Origin of the sequence: Pseudomonas sp. UME65 (assembly GCF_014170225.1) — a bacterium.
In the GTDB taxonomy this organism is placed as follows: Bacteria; Pseudomonadota; Gammaproteobacteria; order Pseudomonadales; family Pseudomonadaceae; genus Aquipseudomonas; species Aquipseudomonas protegens.
Map to the genome: position 1 here is coordinate 486,315 of NZ_LZZQ01000014.1, position 12,231 is coordinate 498,545.

The 12,231-nt window shown below is 63.6% G+C and carries 11 protein-coding genes; 4 read left to right on the forward strand and 7 right to left on the reverse strand.

Annotation, left to right across the window (positions count from 1 at the left end; translation table 11 throughout):
* Nucleotides 1-49 precede the first annotated feature (49 nt).
* The 4 genes from A9971_RS22355 (at nucleotide 50) to A9971_RS22370 (ending at nucleotide 3,781) form a co-directional block, all read left to right on the forward strand.
* Entirely contained in the window at nucleotides 50-1,426 is a 1,377-nt protein-coding gene (locus A9971_RS22355; protein ID WP_011062896.1) for an L-serine ammonia-lyase, read from the forward strand.
* A 40-nt stretch (nucleotides 1,427-1,466) separates the two neighbouring features.
* Nucleotides 1,467-2,591, forward strand: a complete 1,125-nt coding sequence (gcvT, locus tag A9971_RS22360; protein ID WP_125062098.1) for a glycine cleavage system aminomethyltransferase GcvT — start codon at nucleotides 1,467-1,469, stop codon at nucleotides 2,589-2,591.
* Nucleotides 2,592-2,983: 392 nt separating this feature from the next.
* Nucleotides 2,984-3,196, forward strand: coding sequence for a cold-shock protein (locus A9971_RS22365; protein ID WP_007977299.1), 213 nt, complete (start codon nucleotides 2,984-2,986; stop codon nucleotides 3,194-3,196).
* A 96-nt stretch (nucleotides 3,197-3,292) separates the two neighbouring features.
* Nucleotides 3,293-3,781, forward strand: a complete 489-nt coding sequence (locus tag A9971_RS22370) for an RDD family protein (protein WP_011062898.1) — start codon at nucleotides 3,293-3,295, stop codon at nucleotides 3,779-3,781.
* Between the two features lie 64 nt (nucleotides 3,782-3,845).
* On the opposite strand, the gene nadA is transcribed toward A9971_RS22370, so the two are convergent.
* The 7 genes from nadA to A9971_RS22405 form a co-directional block, all read right to left on the reverse strand.
* On the reverse strand, nucleotides 3,846-4,904 hold the full coding sequence (gene nadA / locus A9971_RS22375; protein WP_015636755.1) for a quinolinate synthase NadA: 1,059 nt from the start codon (nucleotides 4,902-4,904) through the stop codon (nucleotides 3,846-3,848).
* A gap of 173 nt (nucleotides 4,905-5,077) precedes the next feature.
* Nucleotides 5,078-6,448, reverse strand: a complete 1,371-nt coding sequence (locus A9971_RS22380; protein WP_183000007.1) for an ATP-binding protein — start codon at nucleotides 6,446-6,448, stop codon at nucleotides 5,078-5,080.
* Nucleotides 6,424-7,089 (reverse strand): response regulator, encoded by a 666-nt coding sequence (locus A9971_RS22385; protein WP_019094554.1) that lies wholly within the window; start codon nucleotides 7,087-7,089, stop codon nucleotides 6,424-6,426. The genes A9971_RS22380 and A9971_RS22385 overlap by 25 nt, the downstream gene beginning before the upstream one ends.
* Nucleotides 7,090-7,199: 110 nt before the next feature.
* Nucleotides 7,200-7,634 carry a hypothetical protein gene (locus A9971_RS22390; RefSeq protein ID WP_041119609.1) on the reverse strand — a complete coding sequence of 145 codons (435 nt, stop codon included), beginning with the start codon at nucleotides 7,632-7,634 and terminating at the stop codon, nucleotides 7,200-7,202.
* Between the two features lie 28 nt (nucleotides 7,635-7,662).
* Nucleotides 7,663-8,430, reverse strand: a complete 768-nt coding sequence (locus tag A9971_RS22395) for a hypothetical protein (protein WP_103289389.1) — start codon at nucleotides 8,428-8,430, stop codon at nucleotides 7,663-7,665.
* 99 nt (nucleotides 8,431-8,529) lie between these two features.
* Nucleotides 8,530-9,165, reverse strand: a complete 636-nt coding sequence (locus A9971_RS22400) for a thioesterase domain-containing protein (RefSeq protein WP_011062902.1) — start codon at nucleotides 9,163-9,165, stop codon at nucleotides 8,530-8,532.
* On the reverse strand, nucleotides 9,162-12,227 hold the full coding sequence (locus A9971_RS22405; RefSeq protein WP_183000008.1) for a non-ribosomal peptide synthetase: 3,066 nt from the start codon (nucleotides 12,225-12,227) through the stop codon (nucleotides 9,162-9,164). The genes A9971_RS22400 and A9971_RS22405 overlap by 4 nt, the downstream gene beginning before the upstream one ends.
* Nucleotides 12,228-12,231: the final 4 nt, after the last annotated feature.

The window sequence follows — 12,231 nt, forward strand, 5'->3', positions numbered from 1 at the left end:
TGCAAGTGCTTGCTTGCCGATCAATACAATAAGAAACCGGAGAACCAACATGTCCCTGAGCGTGTTCGACCTGTTCAAGATTGGCATCGGCCCCTCCAGCTCCCATACCGTCGGCCCGATGCGCGCCGCCGCGCGTTTTGTCGAAGGCCTGCGTCGCGATCAACTGCTGGCCAGCACCACCTGCGTCAAGGTCGAGCTGTACGGCTCGCTGGGCGCCACCGGTAAAGGCCACGGCAGCGACAAGGCGGTGCTGCTGGGCCTGGAAGGCGAGCACCCGGACACCGTGAATACCGAAAACATCGCCGCGCGCCTGCAGGAAATACGCAGCAGCGCGCGCCTCAACCTGCTCGGCGAACACAGCATTGCGTTCAACGAGAAAGAACACCTGGCCATGATCCGCAAGCCCCTGGCCTATCATCCCAATGGCATGATCTTTCGTGCCTTCGACAGCGCCGGTTTGCAGATCCGCAGCCGCGAGTACTACTCCGTTGGCGGTGGTTTCGTCGTGGATGAAGATGCCGCCGGAGCCGATCGCATCGTTGAAGACACCACCCGCCTGACCTTCCCTTTCCGCAATGCCAAGGAACTGCTGCAACATTGCGCTACCTATGGCCTGTCCATCAGCCAGGTGATGCTGACCAATGAAAGTGCCTGGCGCCCGGAAGCTGAAACCCGCGCCGGACTGCTGAAGATCTGGCAGGTGATGCAGGACTGCGTGGATGCCGGCTGCCGCAACGAAGGCATCCTGCCCGGCGGGCTCAAGGTCAAGCGCCGTGCCGCGGCCCTGCACCGCCAGTTGTGCAAGCACCCGGAAGCGGCGCTGCGCGATGCCCTGTCGGTGCTGGACTGGGTCAACCTCTATGCCCTGGCGGTGAATGAAGAAAACGCCAACGGCGGACGGGTGGTCACAGCCCCCACCAATGGCGCGGCCGGAATCATTCCGGCGGTGCTGCACTACTACATGCGCTTCATTCCCGGGGCCAACGAAGACGGGGTGGTGCGTTTTCTCCTCACCGCCGCAGCCATCGGCATCCTCTACAAGGAAAACGCCTCGATCTCCGGCGCCGAAGTCGGCTGCCAGGGTGAAGTGGGCGTGGCCTGCTCGATGGCGGCCGGGGCCTTGTGCGAGGTCCTCGGCGGCAGCGTGCAGCAAGTGGAGAACGCCGCGGAAATCGGCATGGAACACAACCTCGGGCTGACCTGTGACCCCATTGGCGGGTTGGTGCAGGTGCCCTGCATCGAGCGCAACGCCATGGGCTCGGTCAAGGCCATCAATGCGGTGCGCATGGCCCTGCGTGGCGACGGGCAGCACTTCGTCTCCCTCGACAAGGTCATCCGCACCATGCGCCAGACCGGAGCCGACATGAAAAGCAAATACAAGGAAACCGCCCGTGGCGGTCTGGCCGTGAACATTATCGAGTGCTGATACGCAGCCTGTATCCGCACGTTTTTTTCAGGAGTTGCCCATGTCCACCGAAACACTGTTGAAAACCCCGCTGCACAGCCTGCACCTGGAACTCGGCGCCCGCATGGTGCCGTTCGCCGGCTACGACATGCCGGTGCAGTACCCGCTGGGAGTGATGAAGGAGCACCAGCACACCCGTGAACAGGCCGGGCTGTTCGATGTGTCCCACATGGGGCAGATCCTGCTGCGCGGCGCCAATGCCGCCCAGGCCCTGGAGACCCTGGTGCCGGTGGATATCATCGACTTGCCGGTGGGCATGCAGCGCTACGCCATGTTCACCAACGAACAGGGCGGCATCCTCGATGACCTGATGGTGGCCAACCTGGGGGACGAACAGCTGTTCCTGGTGGTCAACGCCGCCTGCAAGGACCAGGACCTGGCCCACCTGCGCCGCCACCTGGGCGAGCAATGCGACATTCAACCGCTGTTCGAGGAACGGGCCCTGCTGGCCCTGCAAGGCCCGGCTGCGGTCACGGTGCTGGCGCGCCTGGCGCCGGAGGTGGCGCAGATGACCTTCATGCAGTTCAAGCCGGTGACCCTGCTGGGCGTGGACTGCTTTGTCAGCCGTTCGGGCTACACCGGCGAAGACGGTTTCGAAATCTCGGTGCCGGCGGCCCAGGCGGAAAAACTCGCCCGTGCCCTGCTGGCCGAGCCGGAAGTAGCGGCCATCGGCCTTGGCGCCCGCGACTCCCTGCGCCTGGAAGCCGGCCTGTGCCTCTATGGCCATGACATGAACAGCGACACCACGCCGATCCAGGCCAGCCTGCTGTGGGCCATCTCCAAGGCACGTCGTGCCGATGGCGCCCGCGCCGGCGGCTTCCCCGGTGCCGAGGTGATCTTTGCCCAACAGCAAGGCGGTGTCAGCCGCAAACGCGTCGGCCTGCTGCCCCAGGAACGCACACCGGTACGTGAAGGTGCAGAGATCGTCGACGCCCAAGGCAAGGTTATCGGCAACGTGTGCAGCGGCGGTTTTGGTCCGACCCTGGGCGGCCCCTTGGCCATGGGCTACCTCGACATAGAGCACTGCGCACTCGATACGCCAGTTGCAGCAATAGTTCGTGGGAAAAAGGTGCCAATGCTTGTAAGCAAAATGCCATTCGTGCCACAACGCTACTACCGCGGCTGAGGGACTGTTTCTATAAGTAACGCGGCTGCGTTAAAAGTGCACTAATCTGTAACGCAACCGCCATAAAACAGTGCATATTTTCGATACTGAACTTCACTTATAACGCCCGAAAACAATTGAACAACTCTATCGAATAAGCCCCGTACGCTAGTTCCGCCAAACCTCGGCAAGCTGAGTAAAACCGGGGCTTCGCGGGGCTTGTTTTTTCTCCCATAGTTGGCGTAGAGTTTCCCCACTGTGTTTGCATGGGTCGCTTGGAATCGTGACCTGGGCAGTAGCTAACAAGTTTGCTACAACCCGTTCGACGTCTCTTACTTTCCTGCAACCCAGCCCAGTACTCTTTCATGAGAAAGAGACTGTCATTAATTTTTTAGCGTCAAAGGAAATAAGAAATGTCCCAACGTCAGAGCGGTACCGTCAAGTGGTTTAACGACGAGAAAGGTTTTGGTTTTATCACTCCAGAAAGCGGTCCGGATCTGTTCGTACACTTCCGCGCCATTCAGGGCAACGGCTTCAAGAGCCTGAAAGAAGGCCAAAAAGTGACCTTCATCGCTGTGCAAGGCCAGAAAGGCATGCAGGCTGACGAAGTACAAGCAGAAGCTTAATCGTCTGTAACGAAAAAGCCCCTGATGCTGACATCAGGGGCTTTTTTGTGCGCGCAATTCCGTAAAATGGCTTCTTTTTTCAGTCGAGAGCCTGTCATGTCGAAACATCTGCTAAGCCCCCAAGGCGAGTTCCCCGCCGCCGGCCTGGGTCGTCGCCTGGCAGCGATGTTCTATGATTTCCTGCTGTGCGTTGCCCTGCTGATTGTCACGGGCGGCGTCTACAAGCTGATCCAGATGCAGATCATCGGCGAGGCGCGGATGCGTACCCTGACCGAATCCGGCGCCCTGGACGGTGACCCGTTGTACTCCACGGTGCTGCTGTTCGTACTGTTCGGTTTCTTCGCCAAGTTCTGGACCCACTCCGGCCAGACCCTGGGCATGCAGGTCTGGGGTATCCGGGTGCAGAACGCCGACGGCAGCCGTATCAGCCTGTGGCAGGCGCTGTTGCGCTTCATGGTGTCGATCGCGTCCTGGCTGTGTGCCGGCCTGGGCTTCTTCTGGGTGCTGGTGGACAAGCAGAAACGCAGTTGGCACGACATCTACTCCAACAGCCAGCTGGTGCGCATTCCCAAGCAGAAGAAGTAAGCCCGCCGCCTACAAAAACGCCCCGACAGATCGGGGCGTTTTTTTAAGCGAGCAGAAGAACCGATCAGGCGTTGCCCGCCAGTTTCATCCGCGCGGCCTGGGTGAAATCCAGCATGCGCTTCAGAGGGCGGAGCGCATTGGGGATCAGCGCCGGGTCGACGCTGATCTCGTTGCTGCCATCCTTCAGGCACTGCAGGGTACGCTCCAGGGTATTCATGGCCATCCACGGGCAATGGGCACAACTGCGGCATGCCGCACCATTGCCGGCCGTTGGCGCCTCGATGAACACCTTGTCCGGGCACAGCTGCTGCATCTTGTAGAAGATGCCGCGGTCGGTGGCGACGATGAAGGTCTTGTTCGGCAGGCGCTGCGCGGCAGCAATCAGCTGGCTGGTGGAGCCCACCGCATCGGCCAGTTCGATCACCGAGCTGGGGGACTCCGGGTGCACCAGAATGGCCGCATCCGGATACAGCGCCTTCATGTCTTCCAGCTGCTTGGACTTGAACTCCTCGTGAACGATGCAGGCACCGTCCCAGAGCAGCATGTCGGCACCGGTCTGGCGCTGGATGTAGGTGCCCAGGTGCTTGTCGGGGCCCCAGATGATCTTCTCGCCGTTATCCATCAGGCTTTCGACGATTTCCAGGGCGCAACTGGACGTCACCACCCAGTCGGCACGGGCTTTGACCGCCGCCGACGTGTTGGCATAGACCACCACGGTGCGCTCGGGATGCTGGTCGCAGAAGGCCGAGAACTCCTCCACCGGGCAGCCAAGGTCAAGGGAGCAGGTGGCTTCCAGGGTCGGCATCAACACCCGTTTTTCAGGGTTGAGAATCTTCGCCGTCTCACCCATGAAGCGGACCCCGGCAACCAGCACGGTCTTGGCCGGATGGGCATTGCCGAAGCGGGCCATTTCCAGGGAGTCGGACACGCAGCCACCGGTTTCTTCGGCCAGGGCCTGAATCACCGGATCACAGTAGAAGTGTGCAACCAGCACCGCATCCTGAGCCTTGAGCTCGGCAGCGATGGCGGCACGCAGATGGGCCTCTTGCGCAGCGCTCAAGGGTTTGGGCTGCTTGGCGTCGAGGTGGGCTTGAACCAGAAGGCGTTCAGAAATTTGCGTCATGTTCGCAAGACCTGCAGGCGCTTGAGGCGCGAAAGTCGAGTATACCACCGGCTCCGGACCGCTTAAGGCCCCGCCGGGAGAGTGAGTTCATCAGGTACGGACAACATTGGAGCCGCGCAAGGCTACAGAATATCCAGGGTATTCAAAAGCCTATTCTGCCCAACAGCCGCGCCCTACCCTGCCGGCGGCGCCTGCACCCGGGCGAAAGCCACCGTCACACACAACCCGCGTTTGGTCCGTTGGTCGGAGTAATCCAGCCAGACCCGGCCGGCATGCCGATCGGCAATGGCCTTGACGATGGCGAGCCCCAACCCGGAGCCCACTTCATCGCTGCCCAGCCCGCGATGGAAAGGGTCGAACACGCGCTCGCGCTCAGCCACGGCAATACCCGGCCCCGAGTCGCTGACCTGCAGCAGGATCTCGTCCTGCACCTGGGCCACCGACAGGTCTACCCGCCCACCTTGCGGGGTATAGCGGATGGCGTTGTCCACCAGGTTCTTCACCAGGGTCAGCAGGTCCTCCTGGCTGATCAGCACCTGCCTGTCCGGCCCACCTTCCAGGCCGATGTCGATCGCCTTGGCCTCCGCCAGGGGCAGCAGGTCCTCCAGCACCCGGCGGTACACCCCGTGCACCGAGACCGGCTCAACCCGGCCATTGATGGCCGATTGTGCAGACGCCAGCCCGAGCAATTGATCGATCAGCTTCCTGCCGCGCTCGATCCCCCGGCGCAACAGTTGCAGGCGTTCCCGAGCCAGGCTGGGCATCTCCACCGATGCCAGGCGCTCGGCCTGCAGGGACAAGGCCGTCAGCGGCGAGCGCAATTCATGGGCGGCATCCGCCACGAAACGCCGCTGCGTCGTCATGGACTGAGTCACCCGCAGCAACAGGCGATTGATGGCCCGCACGAAAGGCCGCACCTCGGTCGGCAGATGGCGCTCGTCGATCGGGTGCAATTCCTGCTCGTCACGCAGATCAATCTCGGCCGCCAACTGCTCGATGGGACGAAACAGTTTGCGCACCAGATCGGCAATCACCAGCAACAGCACGGGAAACAGGATCAGGAAGGGCAACAGTCCACGCCAGGCGCTTTCCCGCGCATCCCTGTCACGAGCGCCGGTTTCCTGGGCCACGGCAATCCGCAGGCCGGCCCTGGTGGTCTTGACCAGCACCCGAAACGGCTCGCCGCCCACCGTCAGGGTCGACAGACCGTCCGCCAGGGTGGTGGGCAGCGGCAGGGGGATTTCGGCATCACTGTCCGCCGCCGCCCTGGCGCCATCGGCCAGGTATTGAACGACCACCCTGGATTCCTCGTTATCGTCGGCGACGACCTGCCCCGGCGGCGGGTAGGCCAGGGTCATGTGCTGGCGCTCGAACAGCGCGGCCACCTGGCGCAGGGTGTTGTCCTGCATCTCCAGGGCCTCGTCGAAGGCCGAGACATAAGCAAAGACTCCGGCCAGCAGCGCAACGATCAGCACCGCCACTGACAGGGCAATGGACAGCCTGAGCTGGACCGACTCGCTCAGACGTCTTTTGAAACCATCCATCCCATCCCCCTGACGTTCTTGATCACCTGGCTTCCCAACTTGCGGCGCAAGGCATGGATCAGGAACTCCACCGCATTGCTTTCCACCTCCTCGCCCCAGCCGTAGATACGGTCTTCCAGCTCGCTACGGGAAAGAATCGCCCCCGGGCGGATCAACAGCGCCTGCAACAGGGCGAATTCGCGGTTCGACAGCTGCACCGCAGGCTGCTCGAACGAGCTTGCCTGTTTCGATACCGGGTCCAGCGAAACCACACCATTGCCCAGCAGCGGTGCCGCGCTACCGCCTTTGCGACGCATGACCGCACGCATTCGCGCCAGCAGCTCGGCCATGGCGAAGGGCTTGAGCAGGTAGTCGTCCGCGCCGCCGTCCAGGCCTCGCAGCCGGTCATCGAGGCTGTCACGAGCGGTAATGATCAACAGCGGCACCGGGTTGTTACGGCGGCGAATACTGTCGAGCACCTGCAACCCGTCCTTGCCGGGCAGGCCGAGGTCGAGGAGCACCTGGTCGTAATGCTGGCTGTCCAGGGCAGCCAGGGCGGTCACCCCATCGCTGACCCAGTCGGCGGCGTAGCCTGCATCCTTGAGGGCGCCCTGTATCGCCTCGGCGATCATCCCGTCGTCCTCCACCAGCAAGATCCGCATAGTGCCTCCGTAGTGAAACAGGCCCGGCCTGCGCTTGAGCAAGGCCGGGCCCGGGTCGAGTCCCCCCAAGGGTAATCACTCGCCTGCCGGTCTGCTGGAAAAGATGAGGGTCAGGCCTTGCCTTGCAAGCGACTGAACGTTGCCAGCAGATCGTCCATCGCCGACTTGCACTCGGCCTGTTGCGGGGTGCCGGCGCGCAGGGCGTCCAGTGCGCGGTCGATGCCCTTGTCCAACACATGCCAGTCACCGGCGGCACGGGGCTTCAAGCCGGCTTCGGCGGAGTCCCAGGCAACTTCCAGATCCTTGATCCGGCGCTTCGCCCCCGCCAGGTCCTGCTTGTCCACCAAGCCGGCCACATCACGGGCAATGGCCTGGAACTCGGCCAGGTCTCCCAGCCTGGAGGCCGTGGCCGCGGTAGCCTGGGCTGAAGCGGCAGTGCCGGGCTTGGGCGCATCGGCAGGCTTGGAACACCCCGCGGCCAGCCCCAGCAGGGCAATCATGGAAAGAGTCGTGGTGTAGCGAATGGCAGAGCGGATAAAGGCCATGATGAGTCCTTGAGTGAGGGTCGGATAATCAGTGGGAAAGGCGCTGACGGTTGTTGACGTTGAGCTGCGCGACGGTCACCAGCAAAAGAATCACGCAGAGGAAGATCGCGCTGGTCCAGGTGGCGCCCAGGCCCAGGCCACCGTAGGTCTTGGCTTGTGTCAGCAGGTCGCCGAGGGCGGCGCCAAAAGGTCGAGTGAGGATGTAGGCGATCCAGAAGGTCAGCACCGCATTGCCCCCCAGGCGCCAGGCCACCAGGGTCACGGTAATCAGTGCGGCAAAGATCAGCGCTCCCAGGGTAAAGCCGAGCCCCAGCGCCTCGGTGGCCAGGTCCCCGGCGGCGGTTCCCAGGGCGAAGGTGCAGAGCACGGTGGCCCAGTAGAACAGCTCGCGTCGCGGGGTAACGATCTGGCGGATCGACAGATTGCGCTCAACGGCGTACCAGACAGCGAAATTGACCGCCAGCAAGCCTGCAAACACTGCGGTGCTGAGGTACAGGCTGATGCCCAGCTGATCGGTGAGCACATCGGTGATCTGGGTCCCGACGATGCTCACCAGGACCACGCTCAGCCAGTAGATCCATGGCGTGTAGGCCCGGCTGCGGAACTGCGCGAACAGCGCCAGCCCCAGCAACAGGGCCATGCCGATGCTGGTCACGCCCTGCCCCAGGCCGGCGTCGACGGCCAGGTAGTCGGCGCAGGTTTCGCCCACGGTGGTGGACATGATCTTGATGATCCAGAAGGACAGCGTCACCTCCGGAACCTTGTTCAGCCAATCGGTCTTGCTCAGCGGCTTCATCGGGTGCCTCTCCATAACGGCGCGTGTATTGGCGCGAGGCAGAGGCTACGAGGGAAAACTTAGCTGGAACTGAGGGCACCCCGAACGGGCCGGCTTCGATCACCAAGCAATGCGCTGCAACGCCCCAGGGTCCAGCAGCCAGGTGAGCACATCGGGGCTATTGATCACCGAGCCATGGTGGTGCTGCTCGTCCCGCCAGTAGCGATTGTCCTGGGCCGGATCGAGCCCCAGGCCCGGGGCCAGCCCCTCGGCACTGCGCCCGGCGGACAACAGCACATCCACCGCGCGCCCCTTCAGCGGCACCGCCTGCCATTGGGACAGCAGCAGGATATTGCCGTGCACGCACTCGCGATTGACCAACTGCGCGTCCACCAGGTCATCGACGTAGGCATACTGCGGATCGGCCGCCAAACGCCGGGCAATGGCGTCAGGGGCCAACCCTCGAAGCTCGGCCAGCAGCGGCGGGTCCACCAACAGCAGCGGCCTGGCGGGTGCCGTGCTGCGGGCCACGCAACAGGCCGCCACATAAGCGCCGAAGGAGTAACCGAGCACCGCGTCCAGGGTCGTCAGCTCATGCTCTTGGGCAATCTGCCGGGCCAGGTCTTCGACACTGGAATAGGGCCAGTAGTCGCTGTAGTTGACCTGCACCAGCGACACCCGCCCCTTGAGTGCCCGGCCCAGGGCGGAAAAACAGATCGGATGGCCGACGAAGTCGGGAAAGCAGATCAGTTTCATTGACGTTGCCCCGCCGCGACAAAGGATTCGAGAAATGCCCTGGCCTGCGGCTCGGGCAGATAGCTGTTGAGCAGCACTTCGCAGCCCAGCGCCGACTTGACCACCGTCAGGTCGAGCAGGGTCTTGGGCCACTCGCTAACCGGGTTGGCAATCCGCGTTTGCAACCACCGGGCGTCACTGGCCGGCAGCTCGACGAAATTGCACAGGAACGCCGGAGCAAAGCCGTACAGGCCCAGGGCCGCGAGTATTTCCTCGTAGCCCAAGGCCGCCCGGGCCAGCTTGGCATTCAGGTAATCCATGCAGGCCTGTGGCTCGCAGCCTTCGGCGAAGCGCCCGGGAGCCAGGGGCACGGGCACCGTGTAACTGGAGAATCCGCTGATCACCGAACGCTCAGCCCAGGCGAACAATAGATTGACGATCGGCGCCTCTATCCCCAAGCCCTCGGCACAGCCCTGGCGAAACGCCTGCAACAGGTGGAACAGACGCTGCGGCGAGGCCAGCTTCATCGGGTCCATGGCCAGTGCCGCCCGCAACTGCAGCGCCTGGGCAGTGGCCGCCGGCGCCGGGACATCGGCCAGCGGCGCGTACTCCTCGGCCTCTTGCTCCCAGGCCTCGGTGCCGGCATCTGCCAGACGCTCATATTCCTCGGCCTGCATCAGGTTATTGCCGACAAAGGAAAAATCCGCCACCGGCGGCGACTGCACGCCCAGCGCCAACTGTTCCACGCTGCGCAGCAGGCTCAACTGGCCGACATGGTTGCCAAGGATGTGGTGCAGCCACAGCCCCAGGTGCAAGGTGCCGTCGATGCGCACCTTGAACAGGCTGCACAGGTCCTGCTCGAACAGTGACAGCGGCCGCTCAAGGAAATGCTCCACGCAGGCCTGCTGGCTGGGAAACTCCGCCACAGGCTCCAGCCACAGGCGCGCCGGCGGCTCGGGGGCCAGATCAAGACAGTACTCGCCCTCGACCCGCGCCACCCGACAGCCCGCCAGTGGATAGCGCTGCTTCAAGCCCTGGGCCAACGCCTGCAGGTCCAGCCCGGCGGCCGGCAACTGCTCGGGCCGGAACAGGTAGAGCACGTTGTTGGCCCGTAGATCCTTGTTGAACAGTTCGGCATACACCATCGACAACTGGCTCTTGTTCAAGCCGATCCAGCGGCTGTCGCCGGCAGCCGGCAACCGCCCGGAACCGCTGCGCAGCGCCTCCCGGGCGTGGCTGGCCGAGGTGGCGCGGACCACGGCAAAACGCCCCAGGTGAGTATTGATCGAAAATCCTGCATGGGCGGCGGGCAAGGACTCCTGCTCCGACTCGATCACGTAGTACTCCTGCGCACCGTTTTCCAGCAGGGACGCCAGGCCGGGTTGGGCCTGTAGCCAGTCCAGCAACTGGCCCAGGGTGGCCATGCGGTAGAACTGCTCCAGGCCCAGGCCTTCCCAGCCCAAGTGACGGTTCACCGTGCCCACCAGCTTGATCGCCGCCAGCGAGTTGCCACCGCTGTCGAAGAAGCTGCGCTGCAGGTCATGAGCCGACACGCCGAAACGCGCGAGAAAACGCCCTGCCGGCGAGTCGTCCGTGTCAGTGGCCGGCTGCCCGAGACACAGGCGCTGCTTGAGCTCAGCAATATCCAGCTTGCCGGAAGAGCGCAGGGCAAAGCGCTCAACCTCGACAAATCGCGACGGCACCATGAACGGCGGCAGGCTTTGCCGGCCATATTCGGCCAGCACCCGGGGCTCGACCCCAGGCGCCTTGAGGTACACCAGCAGCAACTGCGCTTCGGTTCCCTGGTCATCCAGCAACACCACACAATCGAGCATTCCCGGGTAACGCTTGAAGGCGGCGGCGACCTCGGTCAGCGACAGGCGCTGGCCACGCAGCTTGATCTGGTCATCGCTGCGGCCATGGAAGTGATAGAGCCCCTGGCCATCCCGGGAAACCAGGTCGCCACTGCGGTAGCAACGCAGCGTCCGGCCCTGCCATGGCAGGTCGATGAAGCGCTCCCGGGTCAGCCCGGCATCCCCCAGATACCCCGGGGACAAGCCGCCCCCGGCGATCAGCAGCTCGCCGGGTTCATCCACCTCGCACGGCTGCCCGTCAGGGCGCAGCAGCAACAGGGTGGCATCGTCCACGGCCTGGCCGATGGGAATGTCCCGGGTGCTGTCGAAGCTGCGGGGAATGGCATAGACACAGGTACCCATGGTGTTTTCCGTGGGGCCATAACCGTTGTAGAGAACCAGCCCATCGGCGGCAGCATAGGCCTGGCGGACATGCCCTGCGGACAGGACCTCACCGCCGACCATCAGCCGCTTGACGCCCCGCAGCCAGCCGCGGTCGATATCGACGAAGGTGTTGAACAGGGTCGAGGTCAGCCACAGGCTGTCGACCCCGGCCTCGTGGATGTAACGATGCAGGTGTTCCAGGGTCAGGGCGCCGGGAACATGGATATGCAATTCGCCGCCATTGAGCAGCGCGGTCCAGATCTCGAACTGCGAGGCGTCGAAGGTCAGGTTCGAGGCGTACAGCATGCGAAAGCCCGGCTGCAGCGGAAAATGTCGCGGCCGGTCGCAGAACCCCAACACCCCGCGATGGGTACAGGGAATGATCTTCGGCGCGCCGGTGGTACCGCTGGAAAAGTTCACGTACACCGGCTCGGCGCCGCATAGCGGCGGCCAGCACGCAGCCTCGTCCGTGGGCGCGAGCAACTCATCCAGCGCCAGATACCCCGGGCCATCGGCAACCTCCGGCGTGACCCGCCAGCACACGCCACTGCGTTCACACACCGACTGGTTCCACTGGGGCGGGTTGTTGCGGTCCAGATAGCAGTACGACAGGCCGGCCCGCACCATGCCCACCAGCAGCACCAGTTGTTCAATCGAGCGTTCCACCTCCAGGCCCAGGGTGCTGCCAGGCGTCAGGCCCAAGCCCAGCAAGCGGGCCGCCACCTGTGCCGAACGCTGTTCCAGCTCCCGGTAGCTGAGCCGTGCGCCGTTGCAGCTCAGCGCGGTATCCGTGGCATGCCGGGCGAAGACGTCGTCCAGGCACGAAGCAATAGATAGATGAGCCATGCCG

Excerpts from the sequence above, each read along its gene's own strand:
- A9971_RS22355 (WP_011062896.1), top strand. The coding sequence starts at position 50 with ATGTCCCTGAGCGTGTTCGACCTGTTCAAGATTGGCATCGGCCCCTCC.
- gcvT (WP_125062098.1), top strand. The coding sequence starts at position 1,467 with ATGTCCACCGAAACACTGTTGAAAACCCCGCTGCACAGCCTGCACCTG.
- A9971_RS22365 (WP_007977299.1), top strand. The coding sequence starts at position 2,984 with ATGTCCCAACGTCAGAGCGGTACCGTCAAGTGGTTTAACGACGAGAAA.
- A9971_RS22370 (WP_011062898.1), top strand. The coding sequence starts at position 3,293 with ATGTCGAAACATCTGCTAAGCCCCCAAGGCGAGTTCCCCGCCGCCGGC.
- nadA (WP_015636755.1), bottom strand. The coding sequence starts at position 4,904 with ATGACGCAAATTTCTGAACGCCTTCTGGTTCAAGCCCACCTCGACGCC.
- A9971_RS22380 (WP_183000007.1), bottom strand. The coding sequence starts at position 6,448 with ATGGATGGTTTCAAAAGACGTCTGAGCGAGTCGGTCCAGCTCAGGCTG.
- A9971_RS22385 (WP_019094554.1), bottom strand. The coding sequence starts at position 7,089 with ATGCGGATCTTGCTGGTGGAGGACGACGGGATGATCGCCGAGGCGATA.
- A9971_RS22390 (WP_041119609.1), bottom strand. The coding sequence starts at position 7,634 with ATGGCCTTTATCCGCTCTGCCATTCGCTACACCACGACTCTTTCCATG.
- A9971_RS22395 (WP_103289389.1), bottom strand. The coding sequence starts at position 8,430 with ATGAAGCCGCTGAGCAAGACCGATTGGCTGAACAAGGTTCCGGAGGTG.
- A9971_RS22400 (WP_011062902.1), bottom strand. The coding sequence starts at position 9,165 with ATGAAACTGATCTGCTTTCCCGACTTCGTCGGCCATCCGATCTGTTTT.
- A9971_RS22405 (WP_183000008.1), bottom strand. The coding sequence starts at position 12,227 with ATGGCTCATCTATCTATTGCTTCGTGCCTGGACGACGTCTTCGCCCGG.